Source organism: Pseudonocardia spirodelae (genome assembly GCF_037727765.1).
In the GTDB taxonomy this organism is placed as follows: domain Bacteria; phylum Actinomycetota; class Actinomycetes; order Mycobacteriales; family Pseudonocardiaceae; genus Pseudonocardia; species Pseudonocardia spirodelae.
Genome location: NZ_JBBJUP010000011.1, coordinates 145,030 through 166,160, shown reverse-complemented (window position 1 = coordinate 166,160; position 21,131 = coordinate 145,030). Strand labels below are relative to the sequence as shown.

General features: G+C 74.8%; 19 protein-coding genes. 5 read left to right on the top strand and 14 right to left on the bottom strand.

Annotation, left to right across the window (positions count from 1 at the left end; all coding sequences use genetic code 11):
• Window positions 1-60: 60 nt before the first annotated feature.
• Together WJX68_RS15395 and WJX68_RS15390 are read left to right on the top strand one after the other, a co-directional pair.
• Window positions 61-510 (top strand): SRPBCC family protein, encoded by a 450-nt coding sequence (locus WJX68_RS15395; RefSeq protein ID WP_340291343.1) that lies wholly within the window; start codon window positions 61-63, stop codon window positions 508-510.
• Between the two features lie 73 nt (window positions 511-583).
• Complete coding sequence (locus WJX68_RS15390; protein ID WP_340291341.1) at window positions 584-1,834, top strand: D-alanyl-D-alanine carboxypeptidase family protein; 1,251 nt, start codon at window positions 584-586, stop codon at window positions 1,832-1,834.
• Window positions 1,835-1,858: 24 nt separating this feature from the next.
• Here the strand turns inward: WJX68_RS15390 and WJX68_RS15385 are convergent, their stop codons facing one another.
• The 10 genes from WJX68_RS15385 to WJX68_RS15340 form a co-directional block, all read right to left on the bottom strand.
• Window positions 1,859-1,984: a hypothetical protein gene (locus WJX68_RS15385; protein ID WP_340291339.1), complete on the bottom strand. Its 126-nt coding sequence runs from the start codon at window positions 1,982-1,984 to the stop codon at window positions 1,859-1,861.
• 288 nt (window positions 1,985-2,272) lie between these two features.
• On the bottom strand, window positions 2,273-3,337 hold the full coding sequence (gene yhjD, locus WJX68_RS15380; RefSeq protein WP_340291337.1) for an inner membrane protein YhjD: 1,065 nt from the start codon (window positions 3,335-3,337) through the stop codon (window positions 2,273-2,275).
• Between the two features lie 45 nt (window positions 3,338-3,382).
• Window positions 3,383-4,396, bottom strand: coding sequence for a tryptophan--tRNA ligase (gene trpS / locus WJX68_RS15375; protein WP_340291335.1), 1,014 nt, complete (start codon window positions 4,394-4,396; stop codon window positions 3,383-3,385).
• A 34-nt stretch (window positions 4,397-4,430) separates the two neighbouring features.
• Window positions 4,431-5,327 (bottom strand): winged helix-turn-helix transcriptional regulator, encoded by an 897-nt coding sequence (locus WJX68_RS15370; RefSeq protein ID WP_340291333.1) that lies wholly within the window; start codon window positions 5,325-5,327, stop codon window positions 4,431-4,433.
• Between the two features lie 188 nt (window positions 5,328-5,515).
• Window positions 5,516-5,698, bottom strand: coding sequence for a hypothetical protein (locus tag WJX68_RS15365; protein ID WP_340291331.1), 183 nt, complete (start codon window positions 5,696-5,698; stop codon window positions 5,516-5,518).
• Between the two features lie 67 nt (window positions 5,699-5,765).
• Window positions 5,766-8,354, bottom strand: a complete 2,589-nt coding sequence (locus WJX68_RS15360) for a bifunctional FO biosynthesis protein CofGH (RefSeq protein WP_340291329.1) — start codon at window positions 8,352-8,354, stop codon at window positions 5,766-5,768.
• Window positions 8,355-8,436: 82 nt separating this feature from the next.
• Entirely contained in the window at window positions 8,437-8,940 is a 504-nt protein-coding gene (locus WJX68_RS15355; protein ID WP_340291327.1) for a YbaK/EbsC family protein, read from the bottom strand.
• A gap of 55 nt (window positions 8,941-8,995) precedes the next feature.
• Entirely contained in the window at window positions 8,996-9,805 is an 810-nt protein-coding gene (locus WJX68_RS15350) for a protein kinase domain-containing protein (RefSeq protein WP_340291325.1), read from the bottom strand.
• Window positions 9,802-10,620, bottom strand: a complete 819-nt coding sequence (locus WJX68_RS15345) for an exodeoxyribonuclease III (RefSeq protein WP_340291323.1) — start codon at window positions 10,618-10,620, stop codon at window positions 9,802-9,804. Before WJX68_RS15345 ends, WJX68_RS15350 begins: the two co-directional genes overlap by 4 nt.
• A gap of 42 nt (window positions 10,621-10,662) precedes the next feature.
• On the bottom strand, window positions 10,663-10,992 hold the full coding sequence (locus tag WJX68_RS15340) for a hypothetical protein (RefSeq protein ID WP_340291321.1): 330 nt from the start codon (window positions 10,990-10,992) through the stop codon (window positions 10,663-10,665).
• 236 nt (window positions 10,993-11,228) lie between these two features.
• Here WJX68_RS15340 and WJX68_RS15335 point away from each other — a divergent pair, with 236 nt between their 5' ends.
• Complete coding sequence (locus WJX68_RS15335; protein WP_340291319.1) at window positions 11,229-13,457, top strand: NADP-dependent isocitrate dehydrogenase; 2,229 nt, start codon at window positions 11,229-11,231, stop codon at window positions 13,455-13,457.
• 57 nt (window positions 13,458-13,514) lie between these two features.
• Here WJX68_RS15335 and WJX68_RS15330 read toward each other — a convergent pair whose 3' ends face one another.
• The gene (locus WJX68_RS15330) at window positions 13,515-14,816 is read right to left on the bottom strand and encodes a DUF2252 domain-containing protein (protein ID WP_340291317.1); all 1,302 of its coding nucleotides are present in this window, start codon (window positions 14,814-14,816) and stop codon (window positions 13,515-13,517) included.
• Window positions 14,817-15,024: 208 nt separating this feature from the next.
• Here WJX68_RS15330 and WJX68_RS15325 point away from each other — a divergent pair, with 208 nt between their 5' ends.
• Complete coding sequence (locus WJX68_RS15325; protein ID WP_340291315.1) at window positions 15,025-15,219, top strand: hypothetical protein; 195 nt, start codon at window positions 15,025-15,027, stop codon at window positions 15,217-15,219.
• A gap of 27 nt (window positions 15,220-15,246) precedes the next feature.
• On the opposite strand, the gene WJX68_RS15320 is transcribed toward WJX68_RS15325, so the two are convergent.
• Both WJX68_RS15320 and WJX68_RS15315 read right to left on the bottom strand, forming a co-directional pair.
• The gene (locus WJX68_RS15320; RefSeq protein ID WP_340291313.1) at window positions 15,247-15,555 is read right to left on the bottom strand and encodes a DUF3017 domain-containing protein; all 309 of its coding nucleotides are present in this window, start codon (window positions 15,553-15,555) and stop codon (window positions 15,247-15,249) included.
• Window positions 15,556-15,616: 61 nt separating this feature from the next.
• A complete protein-coding gene (locus tag WJX68_RS15315; RefSeq protein ID WP_340291311.1) occupies window positions 15,617-16,471 on the bottom strand; it encodes a bifunctional methylenetetrahydrofolate dehydrogenase/methenyltetrahydrofolate cyclohydrolase in 855 nt (284 codons plus the stop codon).
• 228 nt (window positions 16,472-16,699) lie between these two features.
• Between WJX68_RS15315 and WJX68_RS15310 the strand changes: the two genes are divergently transcribed.
• Window positions 16,700-17,368 (top strand): GPR1/FUN34/YaaH family transporter, encoded by a 669-nt coding sequence (locus tag WJX68_RS15310; RefSeq protein WP_340291309.1) that lies wholly within the window; start codon window positions 16,700-16,702, stop codon window positions 17,366-17,368.
• Between the two features lie 70 nt (window positions 17,369-17,438).
• Here the strand turns inward: WJX68_RS15310 and WJX68_RS15305 are convergent, their stop codons facing one another.
• The gene (locus WJX68_RS15305) at window positions 17,439-20,780 is read right to left on the bottom strand and encodes an error-prone DNA polymerase (protein ID WP_340291373.1); all 3,342 of its coding nucleotides are present in this window, start codon (window positions 20,778-20,780) and stop codon (window positions 17,439-17,441) included.
• Window positions 20,781-21,131 lie beyond the last annotated feature (351 nt).

Here is a 21,131-nt window from a genome sequence, read left to right as displayed (position 1 = left end):
ACGGTCCGCGCACCCGGACGATCTTGTCCCGGGAGTCGTGACAGACGTCGAGGAGGAGCGATGGATCGCGCGGAACGTACGGTGCAGGCCCCGCCGGAGCGGGTGTGGGCGCTGGTCTCCGACATCACCCGGGCCGGCGAGTGGAGCCCCGAGGCCACCGGCGGGCGCTGGCGCGGCGACGCGACCGGGCCGGCTCTCGGCGCGAAGTTCACCGGCGGCAACCGGCACGGCCGGATCCGCTGGTCGACGCACTGCCGGGTCACCGAGTGCGAGCCGCACCACCGGTTCACCTTCGTCGTCAGCGAGTCGAAGACGGCCTGGGGCTGGGTCCTCGAGCCCGCCGGTGACGGCGCGACGACGGTGACCGCCTGGCGGGAGAAGACCGGGACCGCCGCGCTGCCGGTGCGGCTGCTGCAGCGCAGCGGCGTCCTCGGCAAGGACCGCGAGGGCATGATGCGCGAGGGCCTGGAGCGCAGCCTCGACCGGGTGAAGGCGATCGTCGAGGACTGAGGTCCCGCGGCGCGCGGTGCCGGCGGCGGCGCCGACGGCACCGTCCGGGCGCGCGGTGGGCCATGCTGCACCGGTGACGATCAGTGCCCGGCCGGGTCGCCGGCGTCGCGGTGGCGTGCGGTGGCTCGGGATGGTGCTGGCGGTGTCGGCCCTCGCGGTGTCCGGAACGGCCCACGGCGCCGTCCCCGGTGCGGCCGCCCGCGCGGGCGGCTGCCCCGGCCAGGAGGTCCCGCCCGGGCCCCCGGCGCGCGAGGAGACGGTGCCGGTGGCGCCGCTGCCCGTGCCGTCCCCGCCGGTCGGCGGCCTGACCGGCTGCGGCGACACCCACGCCGGCGAGGTGGCGCCGCCGCCGGTGGGGGTCGCGTCCTACGTCGTCGCCGACCTCGGCACGGGTGCGGTGCTCGCCGCCCGCGCGCCGCACTCCCGCCAGCGCCCGGCGTCGACGGTCAAGCTGCTGCTCGCGCTGGTCGTCGACGAGCGGCTGCCGATGGACCGCGTGGTCGTCGGCACCACCGAGGACGCCGACGTCGACGGCAGCCGCGCCGGTATCGGCCCCGGCGGGCGCTACACCGTCGACCAGCTGCTGCACGGGCTGCTGCTGTCCTCGGGCAACGACGCCGCGAACGCGCTGGCCCGCGAGCTGGGCGGCGTCCCGGCCACGCTCGCCGCGATGCGCGAGGAGGCCGCCCGCCTCGGCGCGCTCGACACCCGCCCCGCGACGCCGTCGGGTCTCGACGGCCCGGGCACGGCGTCCTCGGCCTACGACCTGGCGCTGCTGCTGCGTGCCGCGCTCGACCGGCCGCGGATCGCCGCGGCGCTGACCACCCGCTCGATCCCCTTCCCGGGGTTCGCCGACAAGCCCGGCTTCCTGCTCGGCAACGACGACCGCCTGCTCGGCACCCCCGGCTTCCTCGGCGGGAAGAACGGCTTCACCGACGCCGCCCGGCACACCTTCGTCGGGGCCGTGGAGCGCGACGGGCGACGACTGGTGGTCGCGGTCGTGCGCGGTGAGCAGCGCCCGGTGCGGATGGTCGACCAGTCCCGCGCGCTGCTCGACTGGGGCTTCGGCGCGCCGCGCACGGGGGTCGGGACGCTGGCCGGCCCGGGCACCCCGCCGACGGGGGCCACGGCTGCGGACGGCACGACGGCGGACGGGGCGGCGCAGGAGGGGGCGGCGCAGGACGGCACGCCGGCCGCCGCCGCGCCGGGGCCGGCGTCGGGCCCGGCGGGGGTGCCCGCTGCGGTGCTGGTGGGGGCCGCGGCCGCCGCCGTCGGCGTGCTCGCGGCGCTGGCGGCCCTGGCGGCGCGGCGCCGGCGCCGCTGACGGCACCGGCGCCACCGCCACGCGTCAGGGCAGCAGCGCGAGCAGCCCCAGGAACAGCGCGGCGACGAGGACGGACCCGACGAGCGCGCCCAGCACCGCCCAGAGCAGCGCGAGGCGCTCGACGGCGGGGGCGGGGGGCGTGGCGGGCACGGCCGGAGCGGGCGGGGCCGGTGGCGCCGTCACCGCCGGAGCGGGCGCGGGCGGAACGGGCGGTGTCGGCCCGGTGGCGGGCCGGGCGGACGGCGCCGCACCGCCGGCCGGCTCCGGGGACCGGGGGGCCGGGATCAGCCCGGCCGGCGACGGTGCGGTCGTCTCGCGCATACCCGTCGCGTCGCCCGGGTCCGGCGCCCCGTTACCGCGACGGGCCGGGTTGGACCGTCCGGCCGCGCGGCCCGCGGCGTCCGCGCCGGCGGCGGGACCGCACGGTCCTGCGCGGGCTCAGCGCCTGCGGCGTCCGAGGGCGCGCAGGCCGAGCGCACCGCCGAGCAGACCCGCCGTCAGCAGCCCGGCGGACGCGAGCGCACCCGGCCCCTCCCGGACGACGTACTGCGGCCGGATCACCGCGGGTCCCGGCAGGTCGCGCGGGCCGGCGTCGTTCTCCTCGGCACTCGCGGCCCAGGCCGTCACGAACAGCAGGAAGCGGGAGGTGAAGAAGATGAAGATCAGCAGACCCAGGATCGAGCCGAAGGCCGCACCGGCCGGGGACTGCCCGATCGTGGCCAGGTAGACGACCATGACCCGCTGCAGGATCGCGAACCCGATCGCCCCGATCAGTGCGGCCTTGACCGCGCTGCGCAGGGTGACGGGCTCGCGCGGCAGCCGGGCGATGACCCACAGGAAGACCAGCCAGTTGCCGCCGATGCCGACCAGGAACGACACGACGCTCAGCAGGAACTTCGCCCAGCCGACCTCGCCGAGACCGACCAGGCCGAGCAGGGCGCCGCCGACCGACCCGGTCACCGAGGCGATCGCGAACGACAGCACCAGCGCCAGGCCCAGCCCGAGCAGGGCGAGCAGGTCGAACGCCAGCCGCTTGATCATCGGCGGGGCGTCGTCGCGCTGGCCCCACTGCTCGGTGAGCGCCTCGCGCAGGTTGCTCATCCAGCCGATCCCGGAGTAGAGCGCACCGACCAGGCCGACCGCGCCGATCGCGCCCGCCCGGTTGATCGCGGTGTCGACGACGCCGCCCAGGGTGTCGCCGAGGTCGCCCGGAGCGGCGGAGGTGATGCCGTTGCGCAGCTGCAGCACCAGGTCCGGGTTGCCGCGCAGCACGAACCCGGCGACCGCGAAGCCCACCATCAGCAGCGGCACCAGCGCCAGGATCGAGAAGTAGGTGATCGCCGCGGCGTAGTGGTCACCGTGGTTCTCGGTGTAGCGCTCCCCCGCCCGGACCAGGTGGTCCAGCCAGGGGTGCTTCCCGCGCTGGCGGTCGAGGAAGGTCTCGGTCTCCTCCTCGTCGGCCTCCAGCCGGTGCGCGATCGTGGCGGCGCGATTCTCGGCCATGGTGTCCCCCGGGTCGGTGGTGCTCCCCGCCGGCGGGCACGCGGCTCATGCGGGCGGGAGGAGCCCGATCCTCTCGTGAACCGCGGCCAGTGTCGCGCCGGAGACCTCGCGCGCCCGGGTGGCGCCCCGCGCGAGCACCCGATCGAGCTCCGCGGGGTCGGCGAGGTAGCCGTTCACCTTCTCCGCGAACGGCTCGGCGAACGCGGCGACGATCTCACCCAGGTCCTTCTTCAGGTCGCCGTAGCCGCGGCCGACGTACTCGGCCTCCACCTCGGCGACCTTCCGGCCGGTCATCGCGGCGTTGATCGTCAGCAGGTTCGCGATGCCCGGCTTGGCCTCGGGGTCGAAGCGGATCTCGCGCTCGTTGTCGGTGACGGCCGAGCGGATCTTCTTCGCCGAGGTCCGCGGCGGGTCGAGCAGCTCGACGATCCCGTTCGGCGACGACGCCGACTTGCTCATCTTCGCCGTCGGGTCCTGCAGGTCGTAGATCTTGGCCGTGGCCTGCGGGATGTAGGGCTCGGGCACCCGGAAGGTCTCGCCGAAGCGGTGGTTGAACCGCTGCGCGAGGTTGCGGGTCAGCTCCAGGTGCTGGCGCTGGTCCTCGCCCACCGGCACCCGGTCGGCCTGGTAGAGCAGGATGTCCGCGGCCTGCAGGATCGGGTAGGTGAACAGCCCGACCGTCGCGCGGTCGGTGCCCTGCTTGGCCGACTTGTCCTTGAACTGGGTCATCCGGCCGGCCTCGCCGAAGCCGGTGATGCACTCCAGGACCCAGGACAGGCGGGCGTGCTCGGGCACGTGGGACTGCACGAACAGCGTGCACCGGTCCGGGTCCAGGCCCAGGCCCAGCAGCTGCGCGGCGGCGACCCGGGTGCGCCGGGCCAGCTCGGCCGGGTCGTGCTCGACGGTGATCGCGTGCAGGTCGACGACGCAGTAGAACGCCTCGTGGTCGTCCTGCAGGGCCACCCACTGCCGCAGCGCGCCCAGGTAGTTGCCGAGGTGGAACGAGTCCGCGGTGGGCTGGATCCCGGACAGCACGCGGGGGCGGTGGGCGTCGGTCATGGCGCCATCGTTCCTCACCGGGCGGCGGGCCCGTTCAGCGGAGGCGGACGGGTGCGACCGAGCCGCGGTCGAACGCCTGCCCGCAGTGCTCGCAGCACAGCCGCACCCGCAGCGGCTCCCCGCAGGCCCGGTGCCGCACGGTCAGGTCGACCGGGTGGCCGTCGGCCCAGCGGTGCGACCAGTCGACCAGGCAGGCGTGGATGGGGAAGGAGGCGCGGCCCTTGTCGGTGAGCCGGTACTCGCCGTCGCCGCGCCGGGTCAGCACGCCGAGCGCGACGAAGCGCCGCAGCCGGTCCGAGAGCACCTCCGGGGAGATGGACAGCTCCTGGGCGAAGGCGCTGAACGCCCGGATGCCGGTGAGCGAGGCGCCGAGCACGGCCGCCCCCCAGCGGTCGCCGATGATCTCCATCGCGCCCGGCAGGAACGACAGCGGGTCGGCGGGCAGCGTGCCGCGGGTGCGGCGCGGGTGCTGGCGCGAGAGCGTCTCCAGCCCGGGTGCGCACGGGGAGCGCTCGACCAGGGTGTCGCGCGGGCCGACCGCGTCGCCGCACGCCGCGCAGTGCACGAGCACGCGGGTGGCCCGGCCGCAGTCGCGGTGCACGATGTCGGGCAGCGGGACCTCGCGCGGGACCCAGTTCTTCTCCCAGTCCCAGGTGGTGAGCAGCAGCTTCCACAGGTCGCCCCCGCGTTCGGTGAGGGCGTAGCCGCGGCGCTCACGGCCGTTCTCCTGGTACGGGCGCGGCTCCAGCAGACCGGCCCCGACCAGCCCGCGCAGCCGGCTCGACAGGGTCGCGTCGGAGATGTTGAGCGTCTCCCGCCACCCCGCGTACCTGCTGACGCCGAGGAAGGCGCGCTGCAGGATCAGCAGGGTCCAGGTGTCGGCGAGCAGGCCGAGACCACGCCCCACGGCGCCCAGCTCCTGCGGCCGCACGTGCTCGCCTCCCTTGACCTCGACCCGACCATGATCGTACCGTGGGTCTCACTCTGCCGATCGAAGTCGCGCTCCGGTGCGACGACGTGGCGGGGTGGGCCGGATCGGGGGGTCGGCCCACCGGCCGGGGCGGACGTCCCGGGGTCGCGCGGTGAGGGGGCCGCAGCAGCCGCGGGGCGTCGTCCCGGTCAGTCCCCCGCCTGCGACGGCGGTCGCGGCACCTCGTCGTCCTCCTGCGCGGGAGCGGCCTCGACCGTCACCACGCCCGTGTCGAGGTCGATCGGGCCCAGCCGCCACTGCTGCCCGCCCTGCGCGGCGTCCGAGTCCTCGTGGATCCGCTTCCGCGGGAACATCTCTCCGAGCACACCCATGCCGCCACCGTACGGCGATCCGCACCGGTGCCGGTCGCGCTCGGCGGCGCCGGCACCGGTGCGGCGCTCAGGCGGTGGACAGCGGCAGCAGCCGCGGGCCCACCGCCCGCGACGGTGTCAGCCGGCGCGGCTCCCCGCGGTAGGTCGTCGTCCGCTGCCGTACCGGGCGCCCGGCGGCCTTCGCGATGGCGGTCAGCTCCTCCACCGAGCGCTCCGAGCCGTTCTCCGACCCCGCCATCCGCGAGATGGTCTCCTCCATCAGCGTGCCGCCCATGTCGTCGGCGCCGCCGGCCAGGATGTCCGCGGCCAGGTCGTCGCCGAGCTTCACCCACGAGCACTGGACGTGGTCGATCCGGCCGTGCAGCGCGAGCCGGGCGAACGCGTGCACGGCCCGGTTGTCCCGCTCGGTGGGGCCGGGGCGGGCGATGCCCGCCAGGTAGATGGGCGCGTTGTGGTGCACGAACGGCAGCGGGACGAACTCGGTGAACCCGCCGGTACGGTCCTGGATCGAGGCGAGGGTGCGCAGGTGCCCGAGCCAGTGCCGGGGCTCGTCGACGTGGCCGTACATCATCGTCGAGCTGGACGGGATGCCCAGCTCGTGCGCGGTCGAGACGACCTCGATCCACTGCGACGCCGGCAGCTTGCCCTTGGTCAGCACCCAGCGGACCTCGTCGTCGAGGATCTCCGCGGCGGTGCCGGGGATCGAGCCGAGCCCGGCCGCCTTCAGCTCGGTGAGCCACTCCCGGATCGACACCCCGGCCTTGGCCGCCGCGGAGACGATCTCCATCGGGGAGAAGGCGTGCACGTGCATGCCCGGCACGGCCCCGGTGACGGCGCGCACGAGGTCGGCGTAGAACGACACCGGCAGCTGCGGGTCGATGCCGCCCTGCACGCAGACCTCGGTGGCGCCGTCGTTCGCGGCCTCCGCGGCGCGCGTCGCGATCTCGTCGAGCGAGAGCCGGAAGGCGTCGGCGTCGCGCTCGCGCTGGGCGAACGCGCAGAACCGGCAGCCGACGTAGCAGACGTTCGAGAAGTTGATGTTCCGGTTGACCACGTAGGTGACGTCGTCGCCGTTGACCGACCGGCGGACGTCGTCGGCGAGGCGGACGACCTCGCCCAGCGCGGCGCCGTCGGCGGTCAGCACCGCCATCGCGGCGGCCTCGTGGGCCGGGTCGAGCAGCGCCGCCGGGTCCGACGCGGCCAGGTCCAGCCCGGCGCGCACGTCGCCGTCGAGCCGCTGCGGCGCCGCGGCGCGCTGGGACTCCAGCGACGCGGCGACCTCGGACCAGTCGCCGTAGACGTCGCTGAAGTCGCTGCGCCGGTCCTCGGTGCGCCCGGTGGTGTCGATCGTGGCGTGCAGGTCGGTGCGCCCGGACGAGTCGAACCCGCCGTCGGGCTCCTGCCAGGTCCGTCCCGTCACGGGGGCGTCCGGGTCGGCGAGACCGTCCGGACCGGCGAGCGCGCCGACGTGGCCGAGCAGCCGGGTGTCGATCCACGGCGACCCCGCGCGCACGTACTTCGGGTACGCGGTGAGCCGCTCGCGCAGCTCGAAGCCCTCGGCGGCGGTGACCCGGGCCAGCTCGTCGACGGCCGGCCACGGCATCTCCGGGGACACGTGGTCCACGGTCACCGGGGACACCCCGCCCCAGTCGTCGATCCCGGCGCGCAGCATGAGGGAGAACTCGGACCCGACGAGGTTCGGCGGGGCCTGCAGCCGCACCTTCGGCCCGAGCACCAGCCGCGCGACGGCGATCGTGGCGGCCAGGTCGTGCAGGTCGGCGTCGGGGTCGTTCGCCATCGCGGTGTCCGGCTTGGCCCGGAAGTTCTGGACGATGACCTCCTGCACGTGCCCGTGGGCGCGCGCGGCGGAGCGGATCGCGAACAGCGACTCGGCCCGCTCGGTGCGGTTCTCGCCGATCCCGATCAGGATGCCGGTGGTGAACGGGACGCCGACCCGGCCGGCGTCGGTCAGGGTGCGCAGCCGGACCGCGGGCTCCTTGTCGGGGCTGCCGAAGTGCGGTCCGCCGGCCTCGAACAGCCGCTGCGAGGTCGTCTCCAGCATCATCCCCATGCTGGCCGCGACCGGCTTGAGCCGGGTGATCTCCTCCCAGCTCATGACGCCGGGGTTGAGGTGCGGCAGCAGCCCGGTCTCCTCGAGCACCGCGATCGCGCAGGCGCGGACGTAGTCCAGCGTCGAGTCGTAGCCGCGGGCCTCCAGCCACTCCCGGGCCTGCGGCCAGCGGTCCTCGGGCCGGTCGCCGAGGGTGAACAGGGCCTCCTTGCAGCCCTGCGCGGCGCCCTGGCGGGCGATCTCCACGACCTCGTCGCGCTCGAGGTACATGCTCTCGAGCCGGTGCGGGACGGTCGCGAACGTGCAGTAGTGGCAGCGGTCGCGGCACAGCCGGGTCAGCGGGATGAAGACGTTGCGGGAGTAGGTGACGACGCCCGGACGGCCCTCGTCGACGAGTCCGGCGTCGCGGACCCGGGCGGCGTGGCCCAGCAGCTCGTCGAGCTGTTCGCCGCGCGCGGCGAGCAGGACGGCGGCCTCGGTGACGTCGAGGGTGGAGCCGTCGCGGACCCGGCGCAGCGCGCGCCGGACCGCCGAGTCGGCGGGGACGGCCTCGGCCGGGACGGGGGCGGCAGGAGTGTCGGCCATACCACCCACACTAGGTACCGCCGATCACCGCGGCGAGCGTCGAGTTGCCCGCGATGGATCACCGCCGCCGCGGGAATACGGCTCAGGCGACCTCGGCGGGCGTGCCCCCGGTGACGGCGACGAGCTCGTCGAAGGTCGTCGGGAACACCGAGCGGGCGACCCCGCCGGCGGCCCAGACCCGCTCGTGCTCGCGCAGCGCGACGTCGACCAGCGTCCGGATCGGCGCCGGGTGCCCGACGGGCGCGACCCCGCCGATGACCTGCCCGGTCGTGGCGTTCACGAACTCCTTCGACGCCCGGCCGACCTCGCGGGCGCCGACCAGGGCGGCGACCTTGCCGGTGTCCACCCGGTGGGCGCCGGAGGTCAGCACGAGCAGCGGGGCGCCGTCGGCGTCGAAGACCAGCGAGTTCGCGATCTGCCCGACCTCCACGTCCAGCGCGTCGGCGGCCGCGGCCGCGGTGGTGACGGCGTCGGGCAGCAGCACCAGGCCCGCGATGGAGGCGGGGTCGGCGCCGGCGCGGCGCAGCGCCTCCTTCACGGCGGCGACGCGCGGGTGGTCGGCGGGGTGTTCGACGGTCTCGCTCACGCCCCCATCCTGGCCCCGCCCGCGCCGGTGCGCAGCCGGGTTCCCGGGCGGGTGCTCACAGCACGGTCAGCACCAGCAGCACGACGACGGCCACGGCCAGCACCCCGGCCACCAGCAGCAGGATCCACCGGTTGCGCCCGAGGTCCCCGCCGGGGGTGCGGGGCCGCGCGGCCCGCTCCAGCAGGGCCGCGGCCGGCTCCGGCGCGGTCCGCTGCGCGGGGTCGTCGGCGGTCAGCCCGTCGACGACCGTCGCGAGCGCGCCGCCCGGGGGCAGGCCGTCGCCCGCGGCGGCGCGCAGCACGGCGCCCAGGCACCAGAGGTCCGCGGCCGGGGTGTCGGCCCCCTCCGGCGGCGCGACGGGTGCGGTGCCGGGCCGCGGGCCGACCGCGCGGGCCAGGCCGACGTCGGTGAGCAGGGCGCGGCCGTCGCCGGTGACCAGGACGGCGTGGGCGTCGAGCGCGCCGTGGGTCGTGCCGTCCTCGTGCACCGCGCGCAGCGCGGCCAGGACGTCGCGCCCCAGCCGGGCGACCTGCCGCGACGACGGCGCCGCCCCGTCCACGACGGCGGGCAGCGGCCGCGCGTCGGGGTGCTCGGTGACCAGGTACTCGCGCATCTCCCCGGCCGAGGACCGGTCGGTGACCAGGTCCAGCACGCCGACCACGGACGGGTGCCGCAGCCGCCCGGCCGCGCGGACCTCGGTCAGCAGCCGCTCCCGCACCCCGGCGACCGGCGGCAGCGCGATCTCGGTGACGGCGACGGTGCGGCCGGTGATCCGGTCCTCGGCCCGGTGCGTGGGCCCGAACGCGCGCCGTTCCAGCTCGTCGAGCAGCAGGTAGCGCCCGCCGACGATCCGCCCGGCGATCACGCGGCCGCCAGCCGGACGATGACGGGGGCGTGGTCGGAGAAGCGCCGGTCGTGCGCCGGCGCCCGGTCCACGACGGCCTCGCGCGCCGCGTCCGCGACGCCGGGGGTGGCGAGCAGGTGGTCGATCCGCCAGCCGGTGTCGTTGTCGAAGGCCCGCCCGCGGTAGCTCCACCACGAGTACGGCCCGTCGACGCCCGGGTGCCGCTCGCGCACCAGGTCGCGCCAGCCGTGCTCGAGCAGTTTGGCGAACCACTCGCGCTCGTGCGGCAGGAACCCGGAGTTGCGCCGGTTCCCGCGCCAGTTGCGCAGGTCGGCCTCGGTGGGGGCGATGTTCCAGTCCCCGCCGACCACCATCTCCCGCCCGCTCGCGGCGGCGCGGTCGAACGCGGTGCGCAGGTGGTCGCCGAGCGCGGCGCAGAAGGCGTCCTTGGCGTCCTGGCGGTCCGTGCCGGCCTGCCCCTTGGGCAGGTAGAGCGAGGCGAGGGTGAGCCCGCCGGGCAGGTCGACCTCGATCCAGCGGCCGTCGAGGTCGGTCTCGACGTGCCCGAACCCGACGCGGACCGCCTCGGGCTCGTCGCGGCTGAGCACGGCGACGCCGTTGCGGCCCTTCGCGGTCTCGCTGGGGGCGAGCCGCAGGTGCCAGCCGCCCGCGCGCAGCGCGTCGGTGAACGCCGCGGGCAGCTCCTCGGGCCGCGCCCGGACCTCCTGCAGGCACACCGCCCGCGCGTCGGTCGCGGCGAGCCAGCCCAGCAGCCCCTTGGTGCACGCGGCACGCACACCGTTGACGTTCACGGTCGCCAGCGCAGGAGGAACCACGGCCCTACTGTGCCGCACCCGCGATCACACTGCGCGAGCGGTTCAGCACCGGCTGCCCGAGGTGGCGGCGACGGAGTCGACCGGCACCCACCGGTCGCCCTCGGCGAGCCTGCGCCAGCCGGAGTCCACGATCGTCTCGGCCTCGACCTCGGTGCCGCCCGGGATGGTGGCCACCGGCGACGCCGACGAGCTGGGCGCGGAGCGGACCGTCACCTGGTCGCCCTGCACGACGACCCGGCAGCCGGTCGTCTCGATGTTGCCGGTGGCGCCGCCGTAGCCGAGGGCGACCACGGTCAGGCCGACGCCGATGAGCCCGACCAGCGGCCAGCCCTTCAGGATCGACTTCCGGGTGAGCCCGAAGACCTTCGCCACGGCCGTTCCCCTCCCACCGACGTCCCGGACGCACGTACGGTAGCCGCTCGGCCACGCCCGGCCGATCCACCGCCCGGGGGTGTCGGACCGGTTACTCCTGCGGGCGGCCGGGGGCCGCCAGGGGATAGCGTGTGCCGCAGTCAGCGGGTCGCCACGCCGCCGGCGTCGCCGCGACCCGCTCGCTCGCCCCACGAGCAGCAGACACGACGACGAGCCGAGGCAGGCCAGAGGACGCGATGAAGCTCATCTACACGTACACCGACGAGGCGCCCGCGCTGGCGACCCACTCCTTCCTGCCGGTCATCGAGGCCTTCGCCGGCCAGGCCGGCGTCGACGTGGAGACCCGCGACATCTCCCTCGCGGCGCGCATCCTGGCCAAGTTCCCGGACCGGCTGACCGACGCCCAGCGCGTCCCGGACTCGCTGACCGAGCTGGGCGAGCTGGCGAAGACCCCGGACGCCAACATCATCAAGCTGCCGAACATCTCGGCGTCGATCCCGCAGCTGAAGGCCGCGATCGCGGAGCTGCAGGGCGCCGGCTACGACGTGCCGGACTACCCGGAGAACCCGCAGAGCGAGCAGGAGAAGGCCGCCCGCGCCGCCTACGACTCGGTCAAGGGCTCCGCGGTCAACCCGGTGCTGCGCGAGGGCAACTCCGACCGCCGCGCGCCGCTGTCGGTGAAGAACTTCGCCCGCAAGCACCCGCACTCGATGGGCGCCTGGAGCCCGGACTCCACCAGCCACGTGTCCACGATGGAGGACGGCGACTTCCGCCACTCCGAGACCTCGTTCACCGCCGCCGGTGACGGCGCGGTCCGCATCGAGCACGTCGCCGCCGACGGCACCGTCACGGTGCTCAAGGAGAAGGTCGCGCTGCTGGACGGCGAGGTGTTCGACGGCGCCGTCATGCGCCGCGAGGCCCTGCAGGCCTTCCTCGCCGAGCAGGTCGCCGACGCGAAGGCGAACGGCGTGCTGTTCTCCGTGCACCTCAAGGCCACGATGATGAAGGTCTCGGACCCGATCATCTTCGGGCACGCCGTGCGCGCCTACTTCGCCGACGTCTTCGCCTCCTACGGCGACGACCTGGCCTCCGTCGGCGCCGACCCGGACGACGGTCTCGCCTCGGTGCTGACCGCCCTGGAGAAGCTGCCCGCCGACAAGCGCGAGGCCATCGAGAAGGCCATCACCGACGCCTACACCAGCGGCCCGGCCCTGGCCCAGGTCGACTCCTCGCGCGGGATCACCAACCTGCACGTGCCGAGCGACGTCATCATCGACGCCTCGATGCCGGCCGCCATCCGGTCCTCGGGCCAGATGTGGAACGCCGACGACGCCCTGCAGGACACCAAGTTCGTCATCCCGGACTCGTCCTACGCCCCGCTCTACGACGAGACCGTCAAGCACTGCCAGGCCAACGGCGCCTTCGACCCGACGACGATGGGCACCGTCCCGAACGTCGGCCTCATGGCGCAGAAGGCCGAGGAGTACGGCAGCCACGACAAGACCTTCGAGATCCCCGCCGCCGGCACCGTCCGCGTCGTCGACGCCGCCTCGGGCGAGGAGAAGCTGTCGCACGAGGTCGCCGAGGGCGACATCTGGCGCGGCTGCCAGACCAAGGACGCCCCGATCCGCAACTGGGTCGGCCTGGCCGTCGAGCGGGCCCGCGCCACCGGCTCCCCCGCCGTCTTCTGGCTGGACTCCTCCCGCGCCCACGACTCCGAGCTGATCGCGAAGGTCGAGCGCTACCTGGGCGAGCAGGACACCGACGGGCTCACCATCGAGATCCTCCCGGTCGCCGAGGCCACCCGCTACACCCTGGAGCGGGCCCGCAAGGGCGAGGACACCATCTCGGTCACCGGCAACGTGCTGCGCGACTACCTCACCGACCTGTTCCCGATCATGGAGCTGGGCACGTCGGCGAAGATGCTGTCCATCGTCCCGCTGATGAACGGCGGCGGCCTGTTCGAGACCGGCGCCGGCGGGTCGGCGCCCAAGCACGTCCAGCAGCTGCAGAAGGAGAACCACCTGCGGTGGGACTCCCTGGGCGAGTTCCTCGCGCTGGCCGTCTCGCTGGAGATGCTGGCGTCGAAGACCGAGGAGCCGCTGCGGGCCGAGCTGCTGGGCCGGACCCTCGACGCCGCCACCGGCTCGCTGCTGGAGAACGGGAAGTCCCCCTCGCGCAAGGTCGGCGAGCTCGACAACCGCGGCAGCCACTTCTACGTCGCCCTCTACTGGGCGCAGGAGCTGGCCGCCCAGACCGACGACCCCGAGCTGGCCGCGATCTTCGCGCCGCTGGCCGAGAAGCTGGCCGCGGCCGAGGACACGATCGTCGGCGAGCTGAACGCGGTGCAGGGCGAGCCGGTCGACCTGGGCGGCTACTACTACGTCGACCGCGCGCGGACCGACGCGGTCATGCGCCCGAGCGCGACGTTCAACGCCGCGATCGACGGCTTCGCGGGCAAGTAGCGACACCCGCGTCACGACGGCCCGTCCTCCTCCGGGAGGGCGGGCCGTCGTCGCGTCTCACCCGGCGCTGACGCCCGGGATGCGGCCCTCGCGGAAGGCGTCGACGAACAGCGCGTGGTCCGCGCGCACGGTCGCGGCGTAGTCGTGGGCGAACCCGACCACCCACTCGACGAAGGCGTCCTCCTGCCCGGCGGTGCGGGCGGCGACCGCCTCCTCGACCCGGAAGCCGACCAGGGAGTGGTCGGCGTCGGCGTCGGACACGCAGTGGATCTTCGCGGTGGCCCGGCCGAGGTCGGTGACGACCGGGGCGATCTCGTCGGGCTCGGTCAGCTCCGACCAGTCCAGGTCCGCCTCGTAGGGCGACACCTCGGCGACGACGAACCCGACGCCGTCCAGCTCGGTCCAGCCCAGCATCGGGTCGGCGTGGGCCTGCAGCGCCCGCTGCGACACCGCGGTGCGGTGCCCGTGGTGGCGGAACGCGCCGGCCACGCGCTCGTCGGTGACGACCCGCGACGGCGCGGCCACGTTGCCCTGCTTCATCGACACCACGATGTCGTTGTCCAGCGCCTGGTTCAGGCCCTCGACCAGGACCGTGTACGTCGGCAGGCCCGCGCTGCCGATCCCCACGCCGGACCGCCCGGCGACGTCCTTGACGGTGTAGGCGACGCCGCGGTGCCGGCGCGCCTCCGGGATCGTCTCGACGTAGGCCTCGAACGCGGCGGTGACGCGGGCGCGCTCGTCGTCGTCGAGGGCGCGCAGGCCGGGGCCGGGACGCAGGATCCGGTCGAAGCCCTCGGTCTCGGTGATCGCGTCGAGCAGGCCGACCCGGCTGCGTGTGCGCGCGGCCTGCAGGACCTGGTGGACGGGGCCCTCGGTGGTGTCCAGGCGCAGCGCGAAGGTGTCGTCGTCGGTGTCGGCGAAGTGCCGGACCTGGTCCAGGTAGCCGCGGCAGTAGCCCTCGACCAGCTCGGACAGGGTCCGGTCGGGCAGCGCCTTCTGCCAGCCGAGCAGGCAGAGGCTGGCCGCGAACCGGGTGACGTCCCACGTCCAGTGGCCGAGGTAGGCCTCGTCGAAGTCGTTGACGTCGAAGACGAGCACACCGTCGCCGTCCATGTAGGTCCCGAAGTTCTCGGCGTGCAGGTCGCCCTGGATCCAGACCCGGCTGGTGCGCTCGTCCACCCACGGGTCGTCGCGGCCGGCGACGTCGTCGTAGAACAGGCAGGCGCTGCCCCGGTAGAAGGCGAACGGGTCGGCCGCCATCTTGCGGAACTTGGTGCGGAAGGCCGCCGGATCGGCCGTCATCAGGTCGTCGAAGGCGGTCACCAGGATGTCCACGATCCGGCCGCTGCGATCGGTCATGACGGAGGATCATGCTCGCGGTACAGACGGCGGGGCGACCACCATCCGTGGGTCCACCGGCGACGGAGCACCGCCGACCGGGTGGGCGGGCGGTGATCGTTGCGATCATCGGGTGATCACGACCGGACCCGTGGGCGACGTCACGCAACCCGTCCGGAGCAACCCCGGTCACGGATCGCGCGTACCGGCCGGTAGAATAACGTTAGCGATGATCATTACCGTCCTGCCCCGCACCGCACCGACCGGGCCGCGCTCCCCCGCCCCGCCGGGCGTGCCGCTGCGCGCGCCGCGCGCGACGAGTACCGGCCCCGGCCGGCCGGGCAGCAAGCGCCCCGCCGGTCCGCGCCGCCCGCCCACCCGGCGTCCGGCCGGACCGGAGACGACCGGCGGCAGCCGCAGCTGACCGACGCCCCTGCTCCCGCGCCGCCGGTCAGCTGATCGTCAGCGAGCCCTGGGTGATCGTCAGGGCCAGGAGCAGGACGACGACGCCGAACCCGCCGTACACCAGCGCGTCGGCGTAGCGGCCCCGGATCGCCAGCAGGCCCACCCGGTCCGGGGGCAGGACCACGCGCAGCCCGGCCGCGGCGAGCATGGCGACGCCCAGCGCCGCGGAGCCCTCCCGCCAGTGCTCGGTGAGCACGCGCTGCAGCCCGACCAGCGCGATGCCGAGGACGACGAGCAGCGGCCAGTGCGCCCGCAGGCGCGCCCGCAGACGGTGCCCCGACCGCGTCGTCGCCATCGCCACCCCCCGGGTCCCCGGCCGTCCGCTCACTCCGACGAGCTGCGTCCGGTACCGACTCTCACTCCGACACGCTGCGTTCGGCTGCCTCGACCACGTTCGTCAGCAGCATCCCGCGGGTCATCGGGCCCACACCACCGGGCATCGGCGCGAGCAGCCCGGCGACCTCGGCGACCTCGGGCGACACGTCGCCGACCAGGCCGAGGTCGGTACGGGTGACGCCCACGTCCAGCACCGCCGCACCCGGCCGGATCTGGTCCGCGGTGATCAGCCCGGCCCGGCCCGCGGCCGCGACCACGACGTCCGCCTCGCGCAGGTGCGCGGTCAGGTCCCGGGTCCCGGTGTGGCACAGGGTCACCGTCGCGTTCTCCGAGCGACGGGTCAGCAGCAGCCCCAGCGGGCGGCCCACCGTGACGCCACGGCCCACGACGACGACCCGGGCACCGTCCAGCTCGACCCCGAAGCGCCGGCACAGCTCGACGATGCCGCGCGGGGTGCACGGCAGCGGACCGGGCTCGCCCAGCACGAGCCGGCCCAGGTTCGTCGGGTGCAGGCCGTCGGCGTCCTTGGCCGGGTCGACGCGCTCCAGCGCGGCACCGGCGTCCAGACCGGCGGGCAGCGGCAGCTGCACGATGAAGCCGGTGCACGTCGGGTCGGCGTTGAGCTCGTCGATGGTGTCCTCGACCTGCGCCTGGCTCGCGTCGGCGGGCAGCTCGCGCTGCAGCGAGGTGATCCCGACCTTGGCGCAGTCGCGGTGCTTGCCGCGCACGTAGGCGTGCGATCCGGGGTCGTCACCCACCAGGACCGTGCCGAGTCCGGGGGTCACCCCGGCGGCGGCCAGCTTCTCGACACGGGCCCGCAGGTCCTCGAGCAGCTCCGCCAGCGTCGCCTTGCCGTCCATCACGCGTGCGCTCACGACCCCATCCTCTCAGGTACGCGAGCACGGCGGCGAACCTGACCGAACGACGCGGGCGTGCCGCGGAAGTAGGGGACGCCGACCCCACGACCTGCGACGACGTTCCGATCGCGTGCGACCGGAGTACAGGTCGGGGTCTGGCCGTACGGAGGGCGCGAAACGATCTCCACGAGAGCAGAATCACACCGCCGGTGCTCGACCGGTCACGAACTCGACGAGGAGTTTTCCATGAGCGTGGAGAGCGACACCGCGGGGGCGCAGGCCGCTGCTGCCCCGCCCGCCCCGGCCGCCGCACCCCCGGCCGCCAACCCGGCCCTGATGGGCCTCATCTGTTTCCTGCCGTCCGGCATCACGCTGGGCCTGTGGTTCGTCGGCTACCTGGACACCACCGCCCTGCCCGGCGGCATGATCCCCATCGTCACCTTCTCGGCGGGCCTGTTCCTGCTGCTGTCGGCGATGGTCGCGCTGCGCGTCGGGGACAGTGTCACCGCGGCGATCTTCGGTGTGTTCTCCGCGTTCTGGACGAGCTTCGGCGTGCTGCTCATGGCCCTGAACAACGGCTGGATCATCGACGCCGGCACCGGCCAGGCCCTGTCCACCGAGCAGATCGGGTCGATCCAGTCGACCTACCTGCTGTCGTTCACGCTGGTGTTCGTGCTGCTGACGCTGGCGACGCTGCGCCTGCCGCTGATGTTCACCATCGGCTTCGTGCTGGTCGACATCACCTTCGTGCTGGCCTACATCGGCGTCACCGCGGGCAACGCCGGTCTGTTCCCGATCGCCGGGATCACGACCTTCGCGTTCTGCGTCGTGTTCGCCTACATCCTGTTCGACGCGTTCGGCCAGACCCTCGGCGGACGCGCGATGGCGATGGGCGGCCCGATCGTCAAGTCCTGACCCGCGCACCGCAGGCCCCGCCGGCTCCCCCCGGCGGGGCCTGCGGCGTCCCGGGAGGTCCCCGGCCGGGTCAGCGGAAGTCGCGGGAGGAGACCTTCACCGCCAGCGGCATCCGCTGCAGCCGGTCCGCCAGCAGGTTCAGCACCCCCTCCGGGCTGCGCTCCAGACGCCCCCGGACCAGCAGCGCCGCACTGCCCAGCGCCACCGAGCGGTACCGCGCCCAGAGTCCCTCCGAGCAGGTCACGTTCAGCATCCCGGACTCGTCCTCGAGGTTCACGAACGTCACCCCTCCCGCCGTCGCCGGCCGCTGCCGGTGCGTGACCAGGCCGCCGACGAGCACCCGGGGCGGCGCGTCCGGACCGGCGCGGCGCCCCAGCGCGTCGAGCCGGTCGATCCGGACCGCGCCGAGCGCGTCGAGGTCCGCCCGCAGGTGCTGCACCGGGTGGCTGTCCGGGGAGACGCCGGTGGCCCACACGTCGGAGACGGTCAGCTCCGCCTCGGTCATGCCCGGCAGCGCGGGGGCGTCGAAGCCCACGGCGGTGCCCGGCAGGTGCTCCGGGCGCACCCCTGCGACGACGCCGGCCGCCCACAGCGCCTCCCGCCGCTGCACCCCGAAGCAGCCGAACGCCCCCGCCGTCGCCAGCGCCTCGGCCTGCGGGCCGGTCAACCGGACCCGGCGGGCCAGGTCGGGCAGGTCGGCGAACGGCCCCGCCGCCGCGCGCTCGGCGTCGATCGCCGTCGCCAGGTCCTCCCCGACCGTGCGGACGCCCGCCAGCCCGAGCCGGACCGCCCAGCCACCGGCGCTGTCCCCGTCCGGTTCGAGGATCGCGTCGGCGCGCCCGGCGTTGACGTCGGGACGGCGCACCCGGACACCGTGCCGGCGGGCGTCGGCCACCAGCGACTGCGGCGAGTAGAACCCCATCGGCTGGGCGTTCAGCAGGCCCGCGCAGAACGCGGCCGGGTGGTAGAGCTTGAACCAGGCCGAGTAGTAGACCAGCGCCGCGAAGCTGATCGAGTGGCTCTCCGGGAAGCCGAAGTTCGCGAAGGCCAGCATCTTGGCGAAGATCCGCTCGGCGAGCTCGCCGGTGATCCCGTTCGCCGCCATCCCGTCGTAGAACCGCCCGCGCAGCCGCTCCATCCGCTCGGTGGAGCGCTTGGACCCCATCGCCCGGCGCAGCTCGTCGGCCTCCGCCGCGGTGAACCCGGCGACGTCGACGGCGATCTGCATCATCTGCTCCTGGAACAGCGGGATGCCCAGCGTCTTGTGCAGCGCCGGCGCGAGCAGGGGGTGGTCGTGGTCCCACTCCTCCAGCCCGTTGCGGCGCCGGATGTAGGGGTGCACCGAGCCGCCCTGGATGGGGCCGGGCCGGATCAGCGCCACCTCGACGACGAGGTCGTAGAACTCGCGCGGGCGCAGCCGCGGCAGGGTCGCCATCTGGGCGCGCGACTCCACCTGGAACACCCCGACCGAGTCGGCGCGGGCGAGCATCGCGTAGACCGCCGGGTCGGACTCGCCGATCGCGTGCAGCTCGACGCGCTCGCCCGTGCTCGCCGCCACCAGGTCCTGCATCAGGTGCAGCGCGGTCAGCATCCCCAGCCCGAGCAGGTCGAACTTCACCAGCCCGGCGGCGGCGCAGTCCTCCTTGTCCCACTGCACGACGGTCCGGTCGGCCATCCGTGCCCACTCCACCGGGACGACCTCGGACACCGGCCGGTCGCAGATGACCATGCCGCCGGAGTGGATACCCAGGTGGCGGGGCGCCCCGAGCAGCTGCCCGGCCAGGTCCAGCAGCAGCGGCGGCATCTCCTGCGGGAGCTCGCTCGCCTCCAGGGCGTGCCAGCGCTCGACCCGCCTGCTCCACGCGTCCTGCTGGCCGGGTGAGAACCCGAGTGCGCGGGCGGTGTCGCGGATCGCCGAGCGCGGCCGGTAGGTGATGACGTTCGCGACCTGGGCGGCGAACAGCCGGCCGTAGCGGCGGTAGACGTACTGGATCGCCTCCTCGCGGCGGCCGGACTCGATGTCGAGGTCGATGTCGGGGTAGCCGTCGCGGTCCGGGGACAGGAACCGCTCGAACAGCAGCCCGTGCCGGACGGCGTCGACGTGGGTGATGCCCAGTGCGTAGCAGACCGCCGAGTTCGCGGCCGAGCCCCGGCCCTGGCACAGGATGTTCGCGCGGCGGCAGAAGTCCACGATGTCGTGGACGATCAGGAAGTACCCGGGGAAGTTCTTCCCCTCGATGATCGCCAGCTCGCGCTGCACGGTGTGCGCGGCGACCGGGTTCTCGTCATAGCTGCCATAACGCTCCAGCCGGCCGCGCTCGGTCAGCACCCGCAGCCAGGTCGTCTCGGTGTGCCCGGGCGGGACGTCGAACGGCGGCAGGTCCGGCGCCACCAGGTGCAGCTCGAAGGCCAGCTCGCGGCCCAGCTCCGCCGCGCGCTCCACCGCGCCGGGGTGGCGCTCGGCGAACCGCAGCGCCATCTCCTGCCCGGACCGCAGGTGCGCGGTTCCCGCCGCGGGCAGCCAGGGGTCGATCTCGTCGAGGCTGCGCCGGGCCCGCACCGCGGCCACCGTCGCGGCCAGCGGCGCCCGGTCGGGGGTGGCGTAGTGCGCCCCGGTGGTCGCCACGGTCGCGACGCCGGCGCGGGCCGCCAGCGCGGCCAGCGCGTCGTTGCGCTCGGTGTCGCCCGGCTCGCCGTGCACGGTCAGCTCCACCCGCACGTGCTCCCGGCCGAAACGCTCCACCAGCCGGTCCAGCGCCGCCGCGGCCGCCGCCGGGCCCTCCCGGTCCAGGGCGCGGCGCACCGCGCCCTTGCGGCAGCCGGTGAGCACCACGACCCGGCCCGCGGTGTCGGCGACGATCTCGTCCGGGTCGTAGACCGGGCGCCCCTTCTCCCCGCCGCGCATCTGCGCGGTCGAGATCGTGCGGCACAGCGCGCGGTAGCCGTCGGGGCCGCGGGCCAGCAGCAGCAGGTGCTCGCCCTCCGGGTCGGCGACGCCGTTCTGCGGGGCGGACAGCCCGGTGCTCAGCTCGGCGCCGAAGACCGTGCGCACCCCGAGCTCCCGTGCCGCCTCGGCGAAGCGCACGACCCCGTACATCCCGTCGTGGTCGGTCAGGGCGACGGCCTCCAGGCCCAGCTCCGCGGCCCGCTCCACGAGCTCCTCCGGGGCGCTCGCCCCGTCGAGGAAGCTGAAGTGGGAGTGGCAGTGCAGCTCCGCGTAGGGCACCGCGCCGGTCGCCGCCGGACGCAGGTCCGCGGGCGGGACGTAGGGGCCGCGGTGGGCGGACCAGGCCGGTGCGTCCCCGCAGTCGGCCTCCGGGCCGCCCCGCAGGCTCGACCCGTCGCGCACGGCACGGCCCGACAGCGCGCTCTCCAGCTCCGTCCACGGGACGTCCGGGTTCTGCCAGCCCACCCGTCCATCGTACTCGAACATCGGTTCGATCAGATCGGGTCACCGGAGCCGGGGCCCCGGGAAGGGGCGGGCGTCGCCGTGCGGGCCGGCCGGCCGCTCCCCAGCGCCGGTCGGCCCCGCACGGCGGATCCGGGCTCCGGCGCGGGCACCGGCCGCTCCCCAGCGCCGGCTCCGCGGGCCACCCGGACGGACCCCTCGGGTGCCGGTGGGGCGGTGTGCATCCCGTTCCACCGACGTCTCCGAGTTCACCAGCCGAACCTGTGTGCCGACTGAGACACGGGTGTGGATCACCCGAGGATCGTGGGCGCCGTGGCCGGTTCGTCCGCTGCGCCGGATCCGTCCCGCCCCGTA